General features: G+C 73.1%; 19 protein-coding genes and 1 pseudogene. 7 read left to right on the top strand and 13 right to left on the bottom strand.

The window, feature by feature from the left end:
- Window positions 1-65 precede the first annotated feature (65 nt).
- The 3 genes from HNR57_RS06840 to HNR57_RS39425 form a co-directional block, all read right to left on the bottom strand.
- Window positions 66-1,553, bottom strand: a complete 1,488-nt coding sequence (locus HNR57_RS06840; RefSeq protein WP_184557680.1) for a sensor histidine kinase — start codon at window positions 1,551-1,553, stop codon at window positions 66-68.
- Entirely contained in the window at window positions 1,550-2,362 is an 813-nt protein-coding gene (locus HNR57_RS06835; RefSeq protein ID WP_184557677.1) for a response regulator transcription factor, read from the bottom strand. Before HNR57_RS06835 ends, HNR57_RS06840 begins: the two co-directional genes overlap by 4 nt.
- Before the next feature lie 204 nt (window positions 2,363-2,566).
- Window positions 2,567-2,710: a hypothetical protein gene (locus tag HNR57_RS39425; protein ID WP_246554424.1), complete on the bottom strand. Its 144-nt coding sequence runs from the start codon at window positions 2,708-2,710 to the stop codon at window positions 2,567-2,569.
- On the opposite strand from HNR57_RS39425, the gene HNR57_RS06830 reads away from it, so the two are divergent.
- Both HNR57_RS06830 and HNR57_RS06825 read left to right on the top strand, forming a co-directional pair.
- Window positions 2,652-3,185, top strand: coding sequence for a carbonic anhydrase (locus HNR57_RS06830; protein ID WP_376772208.1), 534 nt, complete (start codon window positions 2,652-2,654; stop codon window positions 3,183-3,185). The genes HNR57_RS39425 and HNR57_RS06830 overlap by 59 nt on opposite strands.
- Before the next feature lie 587 nt (window positions 3,186-3,772).
- A complete protein-coding gene (locus HNR57_RS06825; protein WP_184557671.1) occupies window positions 3,773-5,479 on the top strand; it encodes a SulP family inorganic anion transporter in 1,707 nt (568 codons plus the stop codon).
- An 84-nt stretch (window positions 5,480-5,563) separates the two neighbouring features.
- Here HNR57_RS06825 and HNR57_RS06820 read toward each other — a convergent pair whose 3' ends face one another.
- The gene (locus HNR57_RS06820; RefSeq protein WP_184557669.1) at window positions 5,564-5,992 is read right to left on the bottom strand and encodes a peptidase inhibitor family I36 protein; all 429 of its coding nucleotides are present in this window, start codon (window positions 5,990-5,992) and stop codon (window positions 5,564-5,566) included.
- A gap of 234 nt (window positions 5,993-6,226) precedes the next feature.
- Between HNR57_RS06820 and HNR57_RS06815 the strand changes: the two genes are divergently transcribed.
- Window positions 6,227-7,462, top strand: a complete 1,236-nt coding sequence (locus HNR57_RS06815) for a helix-turn-helix domain-containing protein (protein ID WP_184557666.1) — start codon at window positions 6,227-6,229, stop codon at window positions 7,460-7,462.
- 29 nt (window positions 7,463-7,491) lie between these two features.
- Here the strand turns inward: HNR57_RS06815 and HNR57_RS06810 are convergent.
- From HNR57_RS06810 to HNR57_RS06795, 4 genes and pseudogenes are all read right to left on the bottom strand, one after another.
- Window positions 7,492-7,710: pseudogene (locus tag HNR57_RS06810) on the bottom strand (SDR family oxidoreductase); the annotation flags it as partial.
- A gap of 14 nt (window positions 7,711-7,724) precedes the next feature.
- Window positions 7,725-8,075 (bottom strand): nitrite reductase small subunit NirD, encoded by a 351-nt coding sequence (gene nirD / locus HNR57_RS06805; protein WP_184557663.1) that lies wholly within the window; start codon window positions 8,073-8,075, stop codon window positions 7,725-7,727.
- Window positions 8,072-10,687 carry a nitrite reductase large subunit NirB gene (gene nirB / locus HNR57_RS06800; RefSeq protein ID WP_184557660.1) on the bottom strand — a complete coding sequence of 872 codons (2,616 nt, stop codon included), beginning with the start codon at window positions 10,685-10,687 and terminating at the stop codon, window positions 8,072-8,074. Before nirB ends, nirD begins: the two co-directional genes overlap by 4 nt.
- Window positions 10,687-11,904, bottom strand: a complete 1,218-nt coding sequence (locus HNR57_RS06795) for an NAD(P)/FAD-dependent oxidoreductase (protein WP_184557657.1) — start codon at window positions 11,902-11,904, stop codon at window positions 10,687-10,689. Before HNR57_RS06795 ends, nirB begins: the two co-directional genes overlap by 1 nt.
- Before the next feature lie 183 nt (window positions 11,905-12,087).
- Here HNR57_RS06795 and HNR57_RS06790 point away from each other — a divergent pair, with 183 nt between their 5' ends.
- Window positions 12,088-12,870 (top strand): sulfite exporter TauE/SafE family protein, encoded by a 783-nt coding sequence (locus tag HNR57_RS06790; RefSeq protein WP_184557653.1) that lies wholly within the window; start codon window positions 12,088-12,090, stop codon window positions 12,868-12,870.
- Here the strand turns inward: HNR57_RS06790 and HNR57_RS06785 are convergent.
- A complete protein-coding gene (locus tag HNR57_RS06785; protein WP_184557650.1) occupies window positions 12,867-13,760 on the bottom strand; it encodes an NAD(P)-dependent oxidoreductase in 894 nt (297 codons plus the stop codon). The genes HNR57_RS06790 and HNR57_RS06785 overlap by 4 nt on opposite strands.
- A 106-nt stretch (window positions 13,761-13,866) precedes the next feature.
- On the opposite strand from HNR57_RS06785, the gene HNR57_RS06780 reads away from it, so the two are divergent.
- Window positions 13,867-14,259 (top strand): winged helix-turn-helix transcriptional regulator, encoded by a 393-nt coding sequence (locus tag HNR57_RS06780; protein WP_184557648.1) that lies wholly within the window; start codon window positions 13,867-13,869, stop codon window positions 14,257-14,259.
- On the opposite strand, the gene HNR57_RS06775 is transcribed toward HNR57_RS06780, so the two are convergent.
- Both HNR57_RS06775 and HNR57_RS06770 read right to left on the bottom strand, forming a co-directional pair.
- Window positions 14,197-14,856 carry a class F sortase gene (locus HNR57_RS06775; protein ID WP_184557645.1) on the bottom strand — a complete coding sequence of 220 codons (660 nt, stop codon included), beginning with the start codon at window positions 14,854-14,856 and terminating at the stop codon, window positions 14,197-14,199. The two genes, HNR57_RS06780 and HNR57_RS06775, sit on opposite strands and share 63 nt — an antisense overlap.
- Window positions 14,857-14,964: 108 nt before the next feature.
- Window positions 14,965-15,486 carry a GVDTG sorting domain-containing protein gene (locus HNR57_RS06770; RefSeq protein ID WP_184557642.1) on the bottom strand — a complete coding sequence of 174 codons (522 nt, stop codon included), beginning with the start codon at window positions 15,484-15,486 and terminating at the stop codon, window positions 14,965-14,967.
- Between the two features lie 269 nt (window positions 15,487-15,755).
- On the opposite strand from HNR57_RS06770, the gene HNR57_RS06765 reads away from it, so the two are divergent.
- Window positions 15,756-16,373, top strand: coding sequence for an NADPH-dependent FMN reductase (locus HNR57_RS06765; RefSeq protein ID WP_184557638.1), 618 nt, complete (start codon window positions 15,756-15,758; stop codon window positions 16,371-16,373).
- Window positions 16,374-16,439: 66 nt separating this feature from the next.
- On the opposite strand, the gene HNR57_RS06760 is transcribed toward HNR57_RS06765, so the two are convergent.
- Window positions 16,440-16,856 carry a gamma-glutamylcyclotransferase family protein gene (locus HNR57_RS06760; RefSeq protein ID WP_184557634.1) on the bottom strand — a complete coding sequence of 139 codons (417 nt, stop codon included), beginning with the start codon at window positions 16,854-16,856 and terminating at the stop codon, window positions 16,440-16,442.
- Window positions 16,857-16,995: 139 nt separating this feature from the next.
- On the opposite strand from HNR57_RS06760, the gene HNR57_RS06755 reads away from it, so the two are divergent.
- A complete protein-coding gene (locus HNR57_RS06755; RefSeq protein ID WP_184557631.1) occupies window positions 16,996-18,642 on the top strand; it encodes a M4 family metallopeptidase in 1,647 nt (548 codons plus the stop codon).
- A 106-nt stretch (window positions 18,643-18,748) separates the two neighbouring features.
- Here the strand turns inward: HNR57_RS06755 and HNR57_RS06750 are convergent, their stop codons facing one another.
- Window positions 18,749-20,884 carry a molybdopterin oxidoreductase family protein gene (locus tag HNR57_RS06750; RefSeq protein ID WP_184557628.1) on the bottom strand — a complete coding sequence of 712 codons (2,136 nt, stop codon included), beginning with the start codon at window positions 20,882-20,884 and terminating at the stop codon, window positions 18,749-18,751.
- Between the last annotated feature and the right edge of the window lie 100 nt (window positions 20,885-20,984).

Here is a 20,984-nt window from a genome sequence, read left to right as displayed (position 1 = left end):
CGTGGCCAACTCGTGGCCGCGGGGCGGCATGCTGTGTGCCGTCTTCGTCCTGCGCGCAACGGGCCTCACGCCGGCAACGCCGGTGCCTCCCGTCTCGGCCTCCTCGGGCGGTCGCCGCCCGGCCCGTGGTCACTCTCGCCCGGCGGCCGCGCGGACGGCAGCCGGATCACCACGTCCAGGCCGCCGGTCGCCGCCGCGCGCAGGGTCGCCTCCCCGCCGCTGGCATGGGCGAGGCGCTGCACCAGGGCGAGGCCGAGTCCCGTACCGCCCTTGGGGGCGCCCGGGGCGCGCCAGAAGCGGTCGAAGGCGCGGGCCCGCTGCTCCTCCGTCATGCCCGGGCCCTCGTCGGTGACGTGCAGGTCGACCCAGCGGGGGCGGCTGTCGCGCAACGCCCGCCGGGACGGGGCGTGCAGCCGCAGTTCGACCGTGACGCTGCTGCCCGCCGGGGACGCCCGCAGGGCGTTGGACAGCAGGTTGTCCATGATCTGCTCCACGGCCCCCGGCACCGCGAGCACCGGGCCCACGCTCCCCGCGAAGAGCACCAGCGAGACGCCCTCCCGCGCGAACAGCGGCTGCCAGGTGCGGTGCCGCTCCGCGCAGACCGCACCGAGATCGACCGTGGCGGGAATGGCCGCGTGCTCCTCCAGCCGCGCCATGGCCAGCAGGTGCCCGACCATCCGGGCGAGCCGGTCCGTCTCCGTGACGGCCGCGGTGAGACTGCCCCGGGCCCGGGCGGCGACGTCCGGCTCCAGGTTCTCCAGGCGCAGCCGCAGCGCCGCCAGGGGTGTCTTCAGCTGGTGCGAGGCCTCGCCCGCGAACGCCCGCTGAGAGGCCAGCAGATGGGCGAACCGGGCCGCGGTGTGGTTGAACGCCGCGGCCAGACTGCGTACTTCGGGTGGCCCCTTCGTGATCGTCACCGGCTCGAACCGGCCGCCGTCGGCCAAGTCGTGGGTGGCCTGCTCCAGTTCGCGGATGGGGCGGCCCGCCCAGCGGGCGAAGGCGAAACCGACCACGGCGACCGCCGTCAGCACGGCGAACCCGCCCAGCGCGAGCAGCAGCCAGACGTCATGCACCCGCTCGTGGACCGTCCGCGTCGGCACCGTCAGCCACACCGCGCCCACCGGCCGCGCCTCCTGGCCGACCGGCGCGGCCACCGACAGGTACTCGACCCCGCCGATGGTGGAGGTACGGACGTCCACGGTCGAGGTGCCCCGCAGCGCCGCCGCGATGCCCGGCCGGGCGGCCAGGGTGCCGGACATCCCGGCGTCCAGCCGGTGCGAGGTGGCGAGCGGTGTGCCCGCCGCGTCGACGATCACCACCTTGCCCCCGATGCGCTGCGCGCAGTGGGCCACCCGCTCGGGAAGGTCCCGCTCGCCGCGCCCCGCCGCCAGGGACAGCGCCGCGTACGCCGAGACCGACTCGGCCTCGTCCTTGGCCGCGTTGACCACCCGCTCCCGCTCCCCGCGCGAGTACACGAAGCCCAGCGGGATCTCCAGGCAGAGTAGCACCAGCGCGGCGAGGCTGAGGTAGCTGAGCAGCAGCCGGCGGGTCATGGTGAGGCCACCTGCGGCCCCGTGTGCACGGACAGCCGGAAACCGACGCCCCGCAGGGTCCGGATCCACGCCGGGTGCCCCAGCTTCTTCCGCAGCGCGGCGACATGGACGTCGAGCGTCTTGGTCGGGCCGTCGTAGTGCGGGTCCCAGACGCGGTCGAGGATCTGCTGCCGCGAGTAGACCGCGCCGGGGTCCTCGCTGAGCAGCGCCAGCAGGTCGAACTCCTTGGGCGTGAGCAGGACGGGGGCGTCGCCGACCCAGACCTGGCGGGTGCGGCGGTCCACGACGAGCGGGCCCGGGTCGTGCCCGGGCGCGGGGCCGGGGCCGGGGTCGGACGCGGCCGCCGCCGGGGGGTCGTAGGAGAGGGCCGGGGCGGGTTCGTACGCCGGTTCGGCCGGTGCCGGCTCGGGGGCGCTCCGAGGGCCCGGTGCCTCGGGGAACGCCTGGTGGGTGCGCTGTGTGCGGCGGGTCACCGCACGGACCCGGGCGACCAGTTCCCGCACGCTGAAAGGTTTCGCCAGGTAGTCGTCGGCGCCCAGCTCCAGGCCCAGCACGCGGTCGGCCTCCTCGCCGCGCGCGCTGAGGATGACGATGGGCACGTCCGAGACCTGCCGGATGCCGCGGCAGACGTCGATGCCGTCCATGTCCGGCAGGCCCAGGTCGAGCAGCACCACGTCGTTGTACGGGCCTCTCAGGCCGTCCGTCCCGGTGGCGACGTGGTCGACCGTCAGCCCGAAGTGGCCGAGCCCCTCGGCGAGCGGCTCGGCGATCGTCTCGTCGTCTTCGATGAGCAGCACTCGTAGGCCCATACGTCCTGTCTCTCCGTGAAACCGGCATGAATCCGGGCAGCGTCAAATAGCATTCCCTGCCGCGGAGTTCACACGCTACAAGAAGACGCTGCGTCTGGGAATCCGGACAAAGAATGTTCAATTGCTGTCCGGGCTCTGGAGTTTACTTAACCTTCCTCTGTAGGTCGCCGGTCTACGGTGGAGCACACAGGAAGGAACCCCAGCTCAGGAGAGTGTGATGAAGGATTTGCTGGACCGTGCCCGCACGTTCAGGACGCGCGTCGATTTCAACAGCGGCGAATACCGGAAACTGGCTGAAGGGCAATATCCGGAGGCGTTGTTCATTACCTGCTCGGACTCGCGGGTCATACCCGCGATGATCACCGGAGCGCGGCCCGGAGAGATATTCGAGCTGCGGAACGCAGGAAATATCGTGCCGCCCTACGGACGGCCCGGGGCCTGCGGTGAGGCGGCCACCATCGAGTACGCACTGGAGGTGCTCGGGGTTCAGGACATCGTGGTGTGCGGTCACTCACACTGCGGTGCGATGGGCGCGCTGAAGTCCGGCGACGACCTCTCGGCCCTGCCCGGCGTGGACGCCTGGCTCCGCATCGCCCGCCCCGAGCTGACCTCCGTACTGGAGACTGCGCCGGACGACCCGTCCCTGCCGGAGGTGTCCCAGGGCAACGTCGTCAACCAGCTGACCGCGCTGCGCAGTTACCCCGTGGTCCGGCAACGCCTCGACTCGGGCCGGCTGCGGCTGCACGGCTGGTACTACGAGGTCGACACGGGCTTCGTCTACGAGCTGGGCGACGACGGCGACTTCCGGGTGCACGCCGCGTGAGCGGGGCCCATGCGCGGGGGAGGACGCGGGGCGGCCCGGGGGGCGGGCGGCCGGATGGCTCGTCGGGGGGCGAGGGGGGCTGGCGGACCGGAGGTCCTCCGGCGGACGGTTTCGCCGAGTGGGGAGCCGGCGCCGCGGGGGATACGGGGGGCTGGCCGACGGGAGGCCCGGAGGAGGACACGGGGGGCTGGTCGGGCGTCGGTCCGGCGGGGGGTTACGGGGACTGGTCGGGCGTCGGTCCGGCGGGGGACACGGGGGGCTGGTCCGGCGGACGGCCGGGGGCGGATGCGGGGGGCTGGCCGGTCGGAGGTCCGGCGGGGGAGGGGGAGGCCTGGTCGGCCGGAGGCCCGGTGGGGGACACGGGAGCCTGGTCGGTCGATGGCGACGTGAGGGGTGGGGCGACCGAAGGCCCGCCGCAGGGGTTCGGAGGACGGTCCGGTGATTGGCCCGGGGGCGGTGCGGGGGGACACCCGGGCCGCGGACGGGGCGGGCACGCCCGGGACGGCCGGGTCGGCCCGGACAGCCAGGTCGGCCCGGGCTCCGGCGCCGCGGGCGGTGGCGCGCTGGGCGGGCTGCTCCGCGGTGTGATGAGCGGCGCCAAGGGCGCCGGTGGCAAGGGTGTCGGCGGTAAAGGTGGCGCGAAGGGCGTCGGCGGCAAGGGTGGCGCGAAGGGGGACCTGGTCACCGACATCACCGCCTCCCTCGTCGTCTTCCTCGTCGCCCTGCCGCTGTGCATCGGCGTTGCCGTCGCCTCCGGCGTCCCCGCCGAACTCGGGATCATCTCCGGGGTGATCGGCGGTCTGGTCGTCGGTGCCGTCCGGGGCAGCACGCTCCAGGTCAGCGGCCCGGCCGCGGGGCTCGCCGCGCTGGTCGCGGAGACCGTCGCCGAGGTCGGCGTGACCATGCTCGGCGTGATCGTGCTGTTCGCCGGCCTCCTGCAGATCGTCCTGGGGCTGGTACGGCTCGGCCGGATGTTCCAGGCCATCTCGGTCGCCGTCGTCCAGGGCATGCTCGCCGGGATCGGCGTGCCGCTGATGTTCAGCCAGGCCTACCCGATGGCCGACGCCAAGGCCCCCGGCACCGCGCTGGAGAACATGGCAGGCATCCCCGGGCTGCTGGCCGGCGTCCTGACGAACCCGCAGGCGATGATCGCCACACTCCTCGGCGTCGTCACGATCGTGCTGAGCTTCGTCTGGAAGAAGGTGCCCGGCCCGGCCGGGAAGATCCCCGCTGCCCTGGTCGCCGTGGGCATCGGCATGGTCGTCGCCGCGCTGCCCGGCGTGGACGTGAAGACGCTCCAGGTGGGCAACCTGCTCAACTCCGTGCAGGTGCCGGGCGCCGAGCAGTTCGCCGGGCTCGCCGACGGGACGATCATCACCGCGATCCTCACCTTCACGGTCATCGCGTCCGCGGAGAGCCTGTTCACGGCCGCCGCCGTGGACCGTATGCACAACGGCCCGCGCACCCGCTACAACACCGAGCTGATCGCCCAGGGCGCCGGCAACACCGTCGCGGGCATCCTCGGCGCGCTCCCCATCACCGCGGTCGTGGCCCGCAGCTCCGCCAACGTCCAGGCCGGGGCCAAGACCCGGCTCTCCCGCACCCTGCACGGCCTGTGGCTGCTGCTGTTCGCGCTGCTGCTGCCGCAGGTGCTCGCGCTGATCCCGATCTCCGTGCTCGCCGGCGTCCTCGTGCACAGCGGCTGGAAGCTGTTCGGGCCCGCCGAGTTCCCGAAGATGTGGCGTCAGGACCGGGGCGAGTTCGCGGTGATGACGCTGACCATGCTGGTCATCGTGGCGACCGCGCTGCTGGAGGGCGTGCTGTTCGGTCTCGCCGCGGGGATCGTGCTGGCCGCGCTGCGCATGTCGCAGACCGTGATCCGCCAGCACGTCGAGCAGGACACGGCCAAGGTCGTCATGGCGGGCAACGCCACGTTCCTGCGGCTGCCGAAGGTGATCGACGCGCTGGAGGCGGCCGCCGCGTCCGGCAAGCCGAGGATCCGTCTCGATCTGACCGGCGTGACCCACCTGGACCATGCCTGCCGCAACCAGGTCGAGGAGTTCACCGCCCAGCAGCGGGGCCTTGGGCTGCGGGTGGAGCTGCTGATGCCGGGGGAGGCGAAGCAGGCCGCCGATCCGGGCCCGGCGCCGGCTCCGACGCCGTTGCCCAGGCGCCCGGTGTCCGGCGAGGAGGCGGCGGAACCGTCGCCCTGGCCCACCGCGGACGCCGAGTGGTTCTACCTCGACACGCGGCCGCTCCCCGAGGAGCACGCGCGTTCGCCCCTGGTGGGCTGACTCGGCCCTCTGCGGACATGCCGCGGTGGCGTGCACGCCCGGACAGCCGGGCGTGCACGCCACCGTGTTCGTGCCGGGGGCCGGTCAGCCGCAGCTGCCCGAGATCCACCGGTGGGAGCGGACCTTGTACGTGCCGGCGAGGTTTCCGCCGTGCTGCTGGCGGGTGCAGCCGACCCGGTCGGAGTAGTTGGCTCCCCGGTAGTACGCGACACCGGTGGAGCTGCTGGTGCCGGCGTTCCACACCGACTTCACGTTGGTCGTGGCGGCCCAGGAACACCGGACGGCGCCGCTCTGCCAGTCGGGGTCGGCCACGTCCCAGGAGCACTTGCTGCCGGTGAAGTTGGCTCCGGTCCAGAAGCAGATGTGCCCGGACGCGCAGTCCACCGCGGCGGGCGCGGCCGGGGCCGCCGACGCGGAGCTCGGCACGGCCAGGGCAGTGACGGCGGCGGCGCTGACGGCGAGCACGGCGAGCAGCGGGTTCGCACGAGAGTTCCGGCGTACGGAAAGGCGCATGAGCCTGGTCTCCTCGGAGGTCGGGGGACGGTGGTGCGGACGGCCCGACGCTGGCAAGGCGTGACCGGGCCGGGCAAGGACGGCGGGGCCCGCTGGGATGCCGGGACGCCTGGGGGCCGCGTACCTGGCGCGTTCCGGAACCGTTGGGACGGCCATGGGACGCCTTTGGTGGCACAGTGTCGGCACGAGACGCCCGACCAGCGTCCGGTGGGGATTCCCGAGGGGGGAACGGCCTTGTCCGCATGCCCGGAAACGGAGCGGTTCGCCGCGTTGTTGCGTTCGCTGAAGAGCCGGTCCGGACTGAGTTACGAGGCCCTCGCCAGGAAGTCCGGACTGGCCGGCTCGACCCTGCACCGCTACTGCCGGGGCACGTCGGTGCCTCAGGACTACGGGAGCGTGCACCGGCTGGGCACGGTCTGCGGCGCGACCCCGGACGAACTGCGCACCTTGCACCGCCTGTGGGCCCTGGCGGACGCGGCGCGCGCCGCCGCGGCCGGTGCGGAGGGCGATCCCGCGGAACGGGGAGCGGTGGCGGAAGCCGCGGGGGGCACGGGAGCGGCACGGGACGCGACACAAGAGACCGCACCGAAAGCCGAACCCGAGGCCGAGCCGGAAGCAGAGGCGCCCGCCAAGGCCCCTACCCCGGCCCAGGAACCGGAGCCGACCCTGGCCAAGCGCCCGGCCCCGGCCCCGGCCCCGGACGGCGACCGCGCACCGGAGCGGTCCGCCGGTGCGGCATCCCCGCCCGCGCCGCGGCCACGCCGGCACCGGCTGCGCACCACCGTCGTGGTCGCCGTGGTCCTCGCCGCCGTCACGGTCTCGGCCTGGGTGCTGTCGAGCGGCCGGTCGCCCTCAGGCGACGGCGCAGATGCCGGCGGCGGCCGGAGCACCGGCGAGGCGGTCCGGCCGTTGTTCTCGGCCGGCTGCCCGCCCGTGATCGCGATGGGCGAGCACGACGAGTGCGTGCGGGAGGTGCAGCGCCTTCTGCACGCCAAGGGCGCGGACATCGGCGTCGACGGGGACTTCGGCCCGCAGACCCTGCGCCGGGTCACCGCCTTCCAGGTGCTCGCCGGACTGCAGCCCAACGGGGTCGTCGCGGAGCCGACGAAGAAGGCGCTGTACACCTCGCCCGTCCGGATGGGCGTGTGGTCGCCGCAGAAGGTGCGGCAGCGGGTCCGGGAGGTGTTCCCCGAAGTGCCTGACAAGGCGGTGGCCATCGCCGACTGCCAGTCCTTCCTCGACCCGCTGCACATCCTCCCCAACACCAACGGAACCCGGAACTGGGGCCTGTTCCAGATCTCCGACGCCCGGCTGCGCGAACTGGGCGGCACGCCGCGCGAGGCACTGGACCCGGAGTGGAACATCCAGGCGGCCCGGAAGCTGTGGAGCCGGGACCGCGACTTCGGCGACTGGCCCCACTGCGAACGCGCGGCCGACGCCCCCCGCTCCCCGGCACCGGAACGGACGTGATCAGTACAGGACGGACACGACCAGGCCGCTCAGGCCGTTGCGCCGCTGTCCACCACCAGGTCCGTGCCCACCGTCGAGGCGGCGTCGACGGAGGCCAGGTGGAGGACCGCCGCGGCCACCTCCTCCGTCATGGTCACGCGGCCGAGCGGGAGAGTGTCCCGGGCGCGGGCCGAGCGGTCGGCGTCCGTCCCGCCCGGCTGCAACGACATCGGCGTGTTCACGGCGCCGGGGCTGACCGCGTTGATTCGGTCGACAACCGCTGCTACGAGGTCCGCACCTTGTAAGCCGTCACCCGTACCGTCTCGTCGTCCAGGCACTGCCCGGACGCCAGGTCGAAGCGCTGCTTCAGCAGGGGCGAGGCGACGAACGGGCGGCCCTGGTGCGTGCCCGTCAGGCCGCGGGAGAGGACCGCCGCACCGGTGAAGGGGTCGCGGTTGTCGATGGCGAACAGCTCGCCGGAGCGGTCGCGGAAGATCGCGGCCTGCCTGCCGTCCGGCAGCAGTGCGGCCACCCCGCGGCCCGGGAGCAGCGTGCTCAGGTCGCAGACCGTGAACCAGTCGTCTTCCAGGGCGAGTTCGACCTTGAGGTCGGTGGTCTCCAGTGCCAGGGTCATCGCTGGGCGCTTCCTTCCAGTACGTCGGCGGGTCGCATGCCGATGGACAGCAGCGGCAGGTCGGGCTTCATCTGGTCGCGCTCGGGCACGAAGGCGACGACCGGGTCCGGGGTGTCCGGGGCGTTCACGAAGGACACGAACCGGGCGAGCTTCTCGGGGTCGTTGATGGTCTCGGCCCACTCGTCGCGGTAGTGCGCGACATGCGTCCGCATCAGCTGCTCCAGCTCGTCGCAGATGCCGAGCGAGTCGTGCACGACGACGTCCCGCACGTGGTCGAGGCCGCCCGGGATCCGCTCCAGCCAGGTCGAGGTCCGCTCCAGGCGGTCGGCCGTACGGATGTAGAACATCAGGAACCGGTCGATCAGGCGGACCAGTTCGGCGTCCGACAGGTCCTGCGCGAGCAGGTCCGCGTGGCGCGGGGTCGCGCCGCCGTTGCCGCCGACGTACAGGTTCCAGCCGTTGGCTGTGGCGATCACGCCGAAGTCCTTCGACTGGGCCTCGGCACACTCGCGCTGGCAGCCGGAGACCGCCGACTTCAGCTTGTGCGGCGACCTGAGCCCCCGGTAGCGCAGCTCCAGGTCGATCGCCATCCGTACGGAGTCCTGGACGCCGTAGCGGCACCAGGTCTGCCCGACGCAGGACTTCACCGTGCGCAGCGACTTGCCGTAGGCGTGGCCGGACTCGAAGCCGGCGTCGACCAGCCGGGCCCAGATCACGGGCAGCTGCTCGACGCGCGCACCGAACATGTCGATCCGCTGGCCGCCGGTGATCTTCGTGTAGAGGCCGAAGTCGCGGGCGATCTCGCCGATTACGATCAGCTTCTCCGGGGCGATCTCGCCGCCGGGGATCCGCGGCACGACCGAGTACGAGCCGTTCTTCTGCAGGTTGGCCAGGAAGTGGTCGTTGGTGTCCTGCAGCGCCGCCTGCTCGCCGTCCAGGACGTAGCCGCTCGCGCCGATCGTCGGAGCGAGGGAGGCGATGATCGAGCCGACGGCAGGCTTGCAGACCTCGCAGCCGTCACCGCCCCGGGCACCTTCGCGGCCGTGCCGGTCCAGCAGGTCCTGGAAGGTGGTGATGCGCAGCGCGAGGACGATCTCGTACAGCTCCTCGCGGGTCTGCGCGAAGCAGCCGCACAGGCCCTTGTCGACCTCGACGCCGCTCGCCTCCAGCTCGGCGGTGACCAGCTGGCCGAGGACCTTGACGCAACTGCCGCAGGTCGTACCGGCCTTGGTGCACTTCTTCACCTCGGGCACGGTGGTGCAATTGTGCTCGGTGACCGCCTCGCGGATCGTGCCCTTGCGGACGTTGTTGCAGGAGCAGATGATCGCGTCGTCCGGCAGCGCGGCCGGGCCGAGCTGGGCGGGTGCCCCGGCACCGGCGGGCAGTACCAGCGACTCGGGCGAGACCGGCGGGACCGAGCCGGTGAACGCCTTCAGCGTGCCGTACGCCTCCGCGTCGCCGACCAGGATGCCGCCGAGCAGCGTGCCGTCACGGCCGATGACCAGCTTCTTGTACAGGCCCGCGCGGGAGTCGGAGTAGACGACGTCCAGGCAGTCCTCGGCGGTGCCGTGCGCGTCGCCGAAGGACGCCACGTCCACGCCGAGCAGCTTCAGCTTGGTGGACAGGTCGGCACCGGTGAAGGACGCCTCGTCCGAGGCGATCGTGGCCGCCGCCGTCTCGGCCTGCTCGTAACCCGGCGCCACCAGGCCGTACACCCGGCCGTCGGCGGCCAGCGCGCACTCGCCGATCGCGAAGACGTGCGGGTCGGCGACCGTACGGCACTGCTCGTCGACCGTGATGCCGCCGCGCTCGCCGACCGTCAGGCCGCAGTCGCGGGCCAGCTGGTCGCGGGGGCGCACACCGGCGGAGAACACCACCATGTCGGCGGCGAGTTCGGAGCCATCGGAGAGCTTCATGCCGGTGACGGCGCCCTCGGCGTCGACCAGGATCTCCTGCGTGCCCACGCCCGTGTGGACGGTCAGGCCCATCTCCTCGATGGTGCGCAGCAGCGCCGCGCCGCCGCCGTCGTCCACCTGGACGGGCATCAGCCGGGGCGCGAACTCCACGATGTGGGAGGTGAGTCCGAGCCCCTTGAGGGCGCCGGCCGCCTCCAGTCCGAGCAGACCGCCGCCGACCACGGCACCCACCCGGGCCTTGTTCTTCGCGTACTCCTCGATCGCGAGCAGGTCCTCGATGGTGCGGTAGACGAAACAGCCCTCGGCGTCCTTGCCCGGGACCGGGGGGACGAAGGGGTAGGAGCCGGTGGCGAGGACGAGGACGTCGTAGTCGAAGACCTCACCGGACCGGGCGGTGACCTTGCGGGCCTCGCGGTCGACGGCGGTCGCCGGGTCACCGACGTACAGCTCGATGCCGTGCGTCGCGATGAACTCCATGTCCGTCATGGACAGGTCCTCGGGGGTCTTGCCCGAGAAGTACGACGTGAGCGCCACGCGGTCGTAGGCCGGGCGCGGCTCCTCGCACAGGACGACCACGCGGTGCGTGGCGGTCAGGCCGCGCTCGGCGAGCGCTTCGAGGAAGCGCTGGCCGACCATGCCGTGGCCGACGAGCACGATCGTGGGGGTGGCCTCCGTGGCCTCCGGGGTGGCGGTCATCAGGAGCCTCCATCGTTGGTGAGCAGGTGGAGCAGCGGGCCGCCGTCGGAGGGGAGCGGCTCTGCTCCCTCCCAGGCGCGGGCGAGCGCGCCGACGGTGCCGAGTTCGCCGACGAGGACCCCGCCGACCAGGCGGTCGTCGCGGACGACGACCTTGCGGTAGGTGCCGCGGGTGGCGTCGGTGAGCTGGACGACGTCGTCGCCCGGGAGCGCCTCGGTCTCGCCGAACGCGGCGAGGTCGAAGGGGCTGTCGTGCCCGTTCAGCGTGAGCCGGGTCAGGGAGCGGGTGCCGGTGTAGCGGGCGTTCGCGTCACCGGCGAGCAGTTCCGCGAGCGCGTCGGCCTGTTCGAGCGCGGGAGTGGCGAGTCCGTACAGGACGCCGTCGTGCTGGGCGCAGTCGCCGATCGCGTGGATGTAGGGGTCGGAGGTGCGCAGTTCGTCGTCGACGACGACGCCCTTGCGGACGTCGAGGCCGGCCGTCTGGGCGAGGCCCACCCGCGGGTGCACACCGCAGGCGATGACCACCAGATCGGCGTCGAGCGCGTATCCGTCGGCCATCTCCACGGAGCGGACGGCACCGCCGACACAGCGCACGTCCCGGACGCGGCACTCGGTGTGCACCTCCACGCCCAGGTCGGTCAGGTGCCGCTTGACGAGCTGGGAGGCGGCCGGGTCGAGCTGGCGCTCCATCAGCCGCTCGGACTGCTGGGCGAGCACGACCTGGGCGCCGCGCCGGGCGAGGGCCCGGGCGGCGGAGACCCCGAGGAGCCCGCCGCCGATGACGACCGCCTTCGCGCCCGGGCGGACCGCCTTGGACAGGCCCAGGCAGTCGTCCATGGTGCGGAACGCGTGGATGCCCTCGGGCAGTTCGTGGTTCTCGGTGAACAGGCCGCGCAGCGGCGGCAGCACCGGGTTGGAGCCGGTGGCGAGGACGAGCCGGTCGTATGCGATCACGGACCCGTCCGCACAGGTGACGGTCCGCCCCTCGCGGTCGATCCCGGTGATCCGGCCGCGCCTGACCCGCGCGGGCGCCGGCAGTGCGATCACCTCGGGGCTGTACCGTCCGGCCAGCACCTCGGCGAGCAGCACCCGGTTGTACGGCCGGTGCTCCTCTTCGCCGATCAGCAGCGCGGGCGTGCCGAGCTCACCGAGCCGCCGGGCGAGCCGTACGCCCGCCAGGCCGGTGCCGATCACCACCACACGCTCATTCGAGGTCATGTACTCGAGCGTGCGGTGCCGGTGTTACCCGGCAGCATCACCTCTGTTTCCCGCGGGGAACGCTGCCCTCAGCGGGCGGGGGTGGTGGGTGTGAGGGTTCCTGACGTGCGGCGACGGCGGCTGTGAGGGGCGTCGCACCGCCGTCGCCCCGGTGGCGCACCGCCCTCGCATAGGGTCGCGATCATGCCCGACATATCGCTGACCATGATCGTCCTGCTCTGCGTCGCGGCCCTCGCCGCCGGCTGGATCGACGCCGTGGTCGGCGGGGGCGGCCTCCTGCTGCTGCCGGTGCTGCTGCTGGGACTGCCGGCGAATACACCGGCAGCGCACGCGCTGGGCACCAACAAGGCCGTCGCCATCGTCGGCACCACGGGCGCGGCCGTGACGTACGCCCGCAAGGCTCCCGTGGACGTCCGTACCGCCGTCCGTATCGGGCTGGCCGCCCTCGCCGGTTCCTCCGCCGGGGCCTTCTTCGCGGCCGGGATGAGCACCGAGGTCCTCAAGCCGGTCATCATGGTGGTGCTGCTCGGGGTCGCCGCCTTCGTGATCCTGCGCCCGGCCTTCGGCACGGCCCCCGCGACCGGCCCGGCCACCCGCCGCCGAATCCTCGCGGCGATCGGCCTGGCCGGCCTCGGCATCGGCTTCTACGACGGCCTCATCGGCCCCGGCACCGGCACGTTCCTGGTCCTCGCGCTCACCGCGATCCTCCACCTCGACCTCGTCACGGCCTCCGCCACCGCCAAGATCGTCAACTGCTGCACCAACGCGGGTGCCCTGGCGACCTTCGCCTGGCAGGGCGCGGTCCTGTGGCAGCTGGCCGCCCTGATGGCCGTCTTCAACCTGGCGGGCGGCACCCTCGGCGCCCACACCGCCCTGAAGAAGGGCAGCGGCTTCGTCCGGATCGTGCTGCTGACGGTGGTGTTCGCGCTGGTGGGGAATCTGGCGTACGAGCAGTGGATCGCCTAGTCCGCCCGCAGGTCCAGCAGTTCGACCATCCCCGTGCCGTCCTCGTCCCCGTGGCCCTGCGCGAGCCTGCGCTCCATCAGCTCCATGTACGGCGTCAGCAGCTCCGGGCTGACCCGCTGCTCCTCGGCGGTGCGCAGCAGGGTGGCGTTGCCCGCCGCCTGCATCGCCAGGTTGGAGACGACATTGCGGGTGTAGTCGCCGCTCTCCAGCTGGTCGGCCGTCTGGTGCACGGCCGGGGCCATCGCGGTCAGCCAGTCGGCGAGCAGCGGTGCGAAGTCCTTCGGCGAGATGTCCTCCGGGCGGATCAGCGCGAAGGCGTGGGTGAGGCCCGCGAACATGCCGCTCATCGCGCTCAGCAGGGCCACGTCGTGCAGCGCGGCGAAGCCCGGGTCGGCTCCGACGTAGCGGGTGCCGGCCGGGATCGCGAGGGTGTCGCGGTGCTCCTCGAACAGCTCCGGTGAGCCGCTGTAGAAGACGTAACCGCCGGAGTCCGCGACCCCGATCATCGGCGGTACGGCCATGATCCCGCCGTCCAGGAACCGGGCGCCGCGCGCCTCGGCCCAGGCGGCACGCGTCCGGCCCTCGCCCGGGGTGCCGGTCGTCAGGTTCACCAGGTCCCGCCCCGCGAGACCGGCCCCGTCCAGGGCGTCGCCCACGGAGGCGTCGTCGAGCAGGCAGACGATCACGAGCCGGTTCGTGGCCACGGCCTCGGCGGCGCTCGGGGCGACGACGGCGCCCTCGGCGGCGAGGGCCTGAGCACGGGCGGGCGTACGGTTCCAGACGGTCACCTCGTGCCCGGCGGCGAGCCAGGCCCGGGCCAGGGCGGTGCCCATGGCACCGGTGCCGAGCAGAGTGAGAGAAGTACGGGGAACAACTGCGTTGTCGGTCATGGCGTTTAGGCTCGCCGCAGGGGAAGGGCCTGCTCAAGTACGTACTTCGGAGTGGGTGGTTACCCCGGGGGAAGAGTCCAGGCAGCGAAGGCGGAGGGGACCGGGCATGGGGACGACGGGACGGCGGCCGGGTGCGTACGTCTGCGGCATCGACGCGGCGATGGACCTGATCGGCGGCAAGTGGAAGGTGCTGATCCTCTGGGCGCTGAACGAGCGGCCCTGCCGCTTCGGCGAGCTGCGCCGGGAGCTGCCGGGCGTCACCGAGAAGGTGCTCGCCTCGCACCTCAAGGAGATGGAGGCCGACGGCCTGGTGCACCGCGAGGCCTACGACGAGGTGCCGCCGCGCGTGGAGTACTCGCTGACGCCCCGGGGCGTGTCCCTGAACGAGGCACTGGAGCCGCTGGGCGCCTGGGGGAAGGCCAACGTCCTGGGCCTGTCACCGGCTCCCGGTCAGATGCGCGAAGACGACGACGTTCCCCTGGTAACCGGTGCCGCGTGAGTAGGTGCCGCCGCAGGTGATGACCCGCAACTCGGGGCGGTCGGCCGCGCCGTAGACCCTCTCGTCGGGGAAGTCCTTCGCGGCGTGGACCTCGACGGCGTCCACGGTGAACACCGCGACGCCGCCGTCCCGCCGGTCCACCTCGATCGTGCTGCCCCTGGCCAGGGCGCCGAGGTCGTAGAACACGGCGGGGCCGTCGGCGTTGTCGACGTGGCCGGCGACGATCGCCGTGCCCCGCTCCCCGGGGGTCGTGCCGGCCTCGTACCACCCGGCGAGGTTCTTCTCCGCGGCGGGCGGCACGTCGAGGCTGCCGGTCTTCGTCAGGCCGAGCCCGGTCAGCGGCGCGTTCACCCCGATCGCGGGGATGCGGATCCGGTCGGGCGGTGCGGGCGGCAGCGCGGGCGCGGCGGGCCGCTCACCGGCCCGGCCGTCCAGCCCGGCCCGGGCCTGTGCGGCGGACGGCTGCGGCGGGGCGTGTGTTTCGGCGCCGTCGCGCAGCAGCCACACCCCGGAGCACAGGGCGAAGACCGTGACGGCGGCCATGGCCGCGTTCGCGGGATCGCGGACGCCGCTGCCGAACCTGGGGAACCCGCGCATACCCACCCCTTTCTGATCCGGCCCCGTGCCCCCTCCGGGCCGCGAGGGGCGTCGGACCCGGAGGGGAGGGGACACGCGGTACCGGCGACGGACAGCGGAGGGTGTCCGTCAGATCCCGTCGCCTCTCGCCCGGCGATGCAGGAGCCAGGTACCGCCCGCGGCGGCGACGGCGAGGGCCGCCACACCGGCCGCGGTCTGCACGGGATCGGGGCCCAGAGCGCCGCCGACCCCCGTCTTCACACTTCCCCGGGGATGGACCTGCTCGCGCACCGGCGTCAGCGTGACCACCAGGTCCCCGGTGATCCGCCGGCCGCTGCCGGTGCAGGTCGCGGTGATCTCGTACGTTCCCGGCTGCGCGCTCGGCGGCACCCGGAACCGTCCGGTCGCCTCCGGCCCGTGCGCGTCCGGCGCCAGGCCGATCGAACCCGCCCCGACCGCTCCGGCGTCACCCGTCGCCGAGCCGCCGTCGCCGCAGGCCGCCGTGCGTACCGTGACGTGACCGCCCGGCACGACCGAGGCCGGGGACATCTCCAGGCCACCGGCGGACGCGCCGTACGCGGGGGCGGCGGCGAGGGCCGCGACGGCGACGGCGAGCGCGGTACCGGTCAGCGGCGGGGCGGTGCGTCGCATCGGTGCTCCTTCGAGCGGTTCGGTCTGCGCCTGCCCTTCCGAGGAAACGGGCAGCGGGACGTCCGCGCTTGCTGAAGGGGCGTCAGAATTGGGGTGAACGGGTGTCAGACAGGGCTGAACCGGCCGCCTTGGACGGCCGTTTCGGCAGGTCACGGGCGTTTCGGTGGGTGAGGTGCGGAAAAGCGCGGGGCGCGGGTGTGAACGGGTGACCCGGGTGGGCGCGGCCGGCACTTGACCTCAAGGTTGGTTGAGGTACGAGGCTGTGCCGCATGAAGACAACCGCTACCGATCCAGCCGCCCCGCCGCAGACCGCCGCCGACCCGCTCCGGCTGACCCTCGTCGTGGGCAGCAACCGGCACGGCCGCTTCGGCCCCGTCGTCGCCGACTGGCTCCTCGGCCGCATCCGGGACCGGGACGACCTGGTCGCCGAGGTCGTGGACGTCGCCGAGGCCGCGCTGCCCATGTCCCTCGAACCGACGCCGGAGGCGACCGCCGCGCTGTCCGGCATCACCCCGAAGCTGGCCCGCGCGGACGCGTTCGTGGTCCTCACCCCCGAGTACAACCACTCCTTCCCGGCGGGTCTGAAGAACCTCGTCGACTGGCACTTCACCGAGTGGCAGGCCAAGCCCGTCGGACTCGTCTCCTACGGCGGCCTGGCCGGTGGCCTGCGCGCCGCGGAGCACCTGCGTCAGGTCTTCGCGGAGCTCCACGCCGTGACGGTCCGCGACACCGTCTCGTTCCACAACGCCGGTGCCTCCTTCGACGACCGGGGTGCCCTGCGCGACCCGTCCGGCCCGGACGCGGCTGCGAAGACCATGCTGGACCAACTGGTGTGGTGGGGCCACGCGTTGCGGGAGGCCAGGGCGAAGCGGCCGTACGGGGGCTGAGCCGGCACCCGCCGTACACGATCCTCACGCGGGCCCGTTCGCGCGGGCCCGTTCACCGCCGGTCCCTCACACCCGCCCCCGCCAGTTCCCGCTCCCGATCGCCCGCCCCCGGGCCCTCAGCCGCGCGGCGACGGCGGGTGCGGCCACGTACACCCAGGCCCGGACGGCCACCCCGTCCGCCTCCCGGACGACCTTCCGCTCGACGCGTTCGTACAGACTGCGCGGATCCCCCGGCGCGTACTCCTCCAGCCGGTCCAGCTCGGCGAGCAGCCCCGCGTACGCCTCCGGCAGTGCGGTCACCAGTTCCCCGCGGACCACGCCGCCGCCCGGCTCCTCGACCGCGTAGGGGTAGCCCGGCCCGGCGTAGAGCACCGCGTCCGCGAGCCTGCCCGGTTCCTCGGAGCGGGTGCGGCCGCGCAGGAAGAGGTCGTGGTTGACCTCCCCGGGGCGGAGGGTGCCGTAGACGAAGAAGGGGAGGGTCACAGGAACGATTCTGCACCCTCACACACCTGCACAACGGCGCTATGGACATGCCATGTCCGGGCCGCCTTAACTCGCGGTCAACATCAACGCCGCCCCCGGTCGACCCCACGCGACCGGGTGCGCCCGTATGAGGAGACCGATGAGTCGGATACGTCATGTCCGCGGTTCCCGTCTCGCCCTCGCCGGTGTGGCCCTCACCGGCACCACCGCCCTGCTGGCCGCCGTCCTCTCCCCGGCCGCCGGCGCGGCGGACCGGCCGACCAGGTCCGGCGCGATCGCGGAGGCGGAGGCGGTGCTCGCGGACCGGGCCGCCGCCCTGGGGCTCACCCCGGCCCAGAAGACGGAGGTCCGGGACGTCGTCGTCGACGAGGACGGCACCCGGCACGTCCGCTACGACCGCACCTACCACCGGCTCCCGGTCCTGGGCGGAGACTTCGTGCTCCACCTGAACCCGGACGGCACCTACCGCGGTACGAGCCGCGCGACGACGTCCGCGCTCTCCCTGGCGAGCGTCACCCCGAAGGTGACCGCGCCCAGGGCCGCCGACCTCGCGGCGAACCTGCTGCGCGCCGCGCACCTCGGCGAGACCCTGAAGAAGCTGACCGCCAAGCCGCGGCTGGTCGTCGACACCCTGCACGGCACCCCGAAGCTGGCCTGGCAGACCGACGCGGTGGCGCACGACGAACGCGGCAACCCGGTCGGGCGCACGGTGCTGACCGACGCGACGACCGGCGCCCGGATCGACGCCTGGGACTCCCTGGAGTCGGCGTCGGGCGACGGCAAGTCCCTCTACGGCGGCACGGTCCCGCTGGAGACGACGGCGTCCGGCTCGTCGTACCAGCTGAAAGACGCGACCCGCGGCGGCACCTACACCGGCGACGCCGAGAACAAGACGGACCAGTGCCTGCTGACCATCTGCCTGACCAGAGCCCCCGCGACACTCTTCACCGACGCCGACAACCACTGGGGCACGGGGACGGCCGCCGACCGGTCCACGGTCGCGGTCGACGCCCAGTACGGCACCGACGTCACCTGGGACTACTACAAGAAGGTCCACGGCCGCGCCGGCATCGCGGGCGACGGCAAGGGCTCCTTCAACCGCGTCCACTACGGCAAGGACTACAACAACGCCTTCTGGGACGACAACTGCTTCTGCATGACGTACGGCGACGGCGACGGCAAGCTGATGGGCCCGCTGGTGTCGCTGGATGTCGCCGGGCACGAGATGTCCCACGGCGTGACGTCCAAGACGGCGGCGCTGAGGTACTCGGGCGAGTCCGGCGGCCTGAACGAGGCCACCTCGGACATCTTCGGCACGCTGGTGGAGTTCCACGCGGCCAACGCCGAGGACCTGGGCGACTGGCTCATCGGCGAGAAGGTCGTCCGCTCCGGCCTCGGCCGCGAGGCCCTGCGCTTCATGGACAAGCCCTCCAAGGACGGCAAGTCGGCGGACTGCTGGAACGCGAAGCTCGGCGACCTCGACGTGCACTACTCCTCGGGCGTCGGCAACCACTTCGCCTACCTGCTCGCGGAGGGCAGCGGCAGCAAGACCCTCAACGGCGTCGCCTACAACTCCCCGACCTGCGACGGCTCCACGGTGACCGGCATCGGCCGGGCCAAGCTGGGCAAGATCTGGTACCGCGCGCTGACGGTCTACATGACGTCCTCGACCACCTACGCGGACGCCCGCACGGCGACCCTGAGCGCGGCCAGGGACCTCTACGGCGCCGACAGCACCGAGCAGAAGGCGGTGGCGGCGGCCTGGAAGGCCGTCGCGGTGAGCTGACCCCTAGGGGGCTTCTGACGGATCTCCGCGGCGTCCCGACCCCCGGCACGCCGAGAGCACGCACCGCACGCCGCTCCTTCCTCCACGGAGATCCATCAGAAGCCCCCTACCGCTCGACGGTCTCCAGCCGCACCGCGCACGCCTTGAACTCCGGCATCCGGGAGGTCGGGTCGAGCGCGGGGTTGGTGAGGGTGTTGGCGCGGCCCTCGCCCGGCCAGTGGAAGGGCATGAAGACCGTGTCGGGCCGGATGGCGTTCGTGATCCTCGCGGGCGCCACGGCCCGGCCCCGCCGCGACACGACGGCCACCGGATCCCCCTCGGCCGCTCCCAGCCGGGCCGCCAGCCTCGGGTGCAGTTCCACGAACGGCCCCGGGGCGGCGGAGTTCAGCTCCGCCACGCGCCGGGTCTGCGCCCCGGACTGGTACTGCGCCACGACCCGCCCCGTGGTGAGCAGCACGGGGTACTCCTCGTCGGGCTCCTCGGCGGTCGCCCGGTGCGAGACGGGGACGAACCGGGCCCGGCCGTCCGGAGTGGCGAAACGGTCGAGGAAGAGACGGGGCGTGCCCGGGTGCACGGCCGGTGCCTCCCCGCCGGGACGGGCGCCCGCGTCCTCGCCGGGCGTCTCCACCTCCGCCTCCGCCGGACAGGGCCAGAACACCCCGTTCTCCTCCGCCAGCCTCCGGTACGTGATCCCCGAGTAGTCCGCCGCCCCGCCCGCCGACGCCCGGCGCAGTTCCTCGAAGACCTCCTCCGGGTCGGTCGGGAAGCCCTTCTCCACGCCCAGCCGGGCGGCGAGTTCGTGCAGCACCTCCAGGTCGCTGCGGATGCCCTCGGGCGGGCTGATCGCCCGGCGCCGCAGCAGGACCCTGCCCTCCAGGTTCGTCGTCGTGCCCGTCTCCTCGGCCCACTGGGTGACCGGCAGGACCACGTCCGCGAGCACCGCCGTCTCCGACAGCACCACGTCGCAGACCGCCAGGAAGTCCAGCGACCTGATGCGCTCCTCGATGTGCGCGGCACGCGGCGCCGACACCACCGGGTTGGACGCCATCAGCAGCAGCGACCTGATGTCGGTGCCCAGCGCGTCCAGCAGCTCGTACGCACTGCGCCCCGGGCCGGGCAGGCTGTCCGGGTCCACTCCCCACACGCCGGCGACATGGGCCCGCGCGGCCGGGTCGTCGAGCTTGCGGTAGCCCGGCAACTGGTCGGCCTTCTGCCCGTGTTCACGCCCGCCCTGCCCGTTGCCCTGCCCGGTCAGACAGCCGTACCCGGACAGCGGGCGGCCGGCCCGGCCGGTCGCGAGGCACAGGTTGATCCACGCGCCCACGGTGTCGGTGCCCTTGGACTGCTGCTCGGGCCCTCGGGCGGTGAGCACCATCGCCGACTCCGGCTCGCAGAACAGCCGTACGGTCTCCCGGAGTTGAGGAACGGACACCCCCGTGATCCGCTCCACGTACTCCGGCCAGTGCGCCATCGCCGCCGCCCGGGCGTCCTCCCACCCGGCCGTGCGCTCCCGGACGTACTCCTCGTCCACCCGTCCCTCGGCGATGACCAGGTGCAGCAGGCCGAGGGCGAGCGCCAGGTCCGTGCCCGGCCGGGGCGCCAGGTGCAGGTCCGCCTGCTCGGCCGTCTTCGTGCGGCGCGGGTCGATGACGATCAGCGTGCCGCCGTTCTCCTTCAGCTCGGTGAAGAACCGCAGCGACGGCGGCATGGTCTCCGCGAGGTTCGACCCGACGAGGATCACGCAGCCGGACTTCGGGATGTCCTCCAGCGGGAAGGGCAGCCCGCGGTCGAGCCCGAACGCCTTGATGCCGGCGGCCGCCGCCGACGACATGCAGAAACGCCCGTTGTAGTCGATCTGCGAGGTGCCGAGCACGACCCGCGCGAACTTGCCGAGGGTGTACGCCTTCTCGTTCGTCAGCCCGCCCCCGCCGAACACCCCGACCGCGTCGGGCCCGTGCTCCGCGCGCGTGCGGCCCAGCCCCGCGGCGATCCGGTCCAGTGCCTCGTCCCAGGAGGCGGGCACCAGCGCGCCGCCCTCGTCGCGCACCAACGGGGAGGTCAGGCGCACGCCGGGCGCGAGCACCGCCGCGGCCGTGCGGCCCTTGCCGCACAGCGCGCCCCGGTTGACCGGGAAGTCCGTGCGCTCGCTCACCTCGACGGTCCCGTCCGGCGCGGGCGTCAGGTTCATCCCGCACTGCAGGGCGCAGTACGGGCAGTGCGTGGGCGTCACGGTGCTCTGCATACCGTTCAGCGTGCGTCGGCCGTGTTACGCCCGGGACGGTTCCCTGTTACGCGGCCGGGACGGCAACCTCCCCGCCACCGCCCCGCCCGCGTGAGGCGGG

It is taken from the genome of Streptomyces paradoxus (assembly GCF_014202475.1).
Lineage (GTDB): Bacteria > Actinomycetota > Actinomycetes > Streptomycetales > Streptomycetaceae > Streptomyces > Streptomyces paradoxus.
Note: the sequence above shows the minus strand (reverse complement) of the source record. Positions and strands in the feature narration are given on the sequence as shown.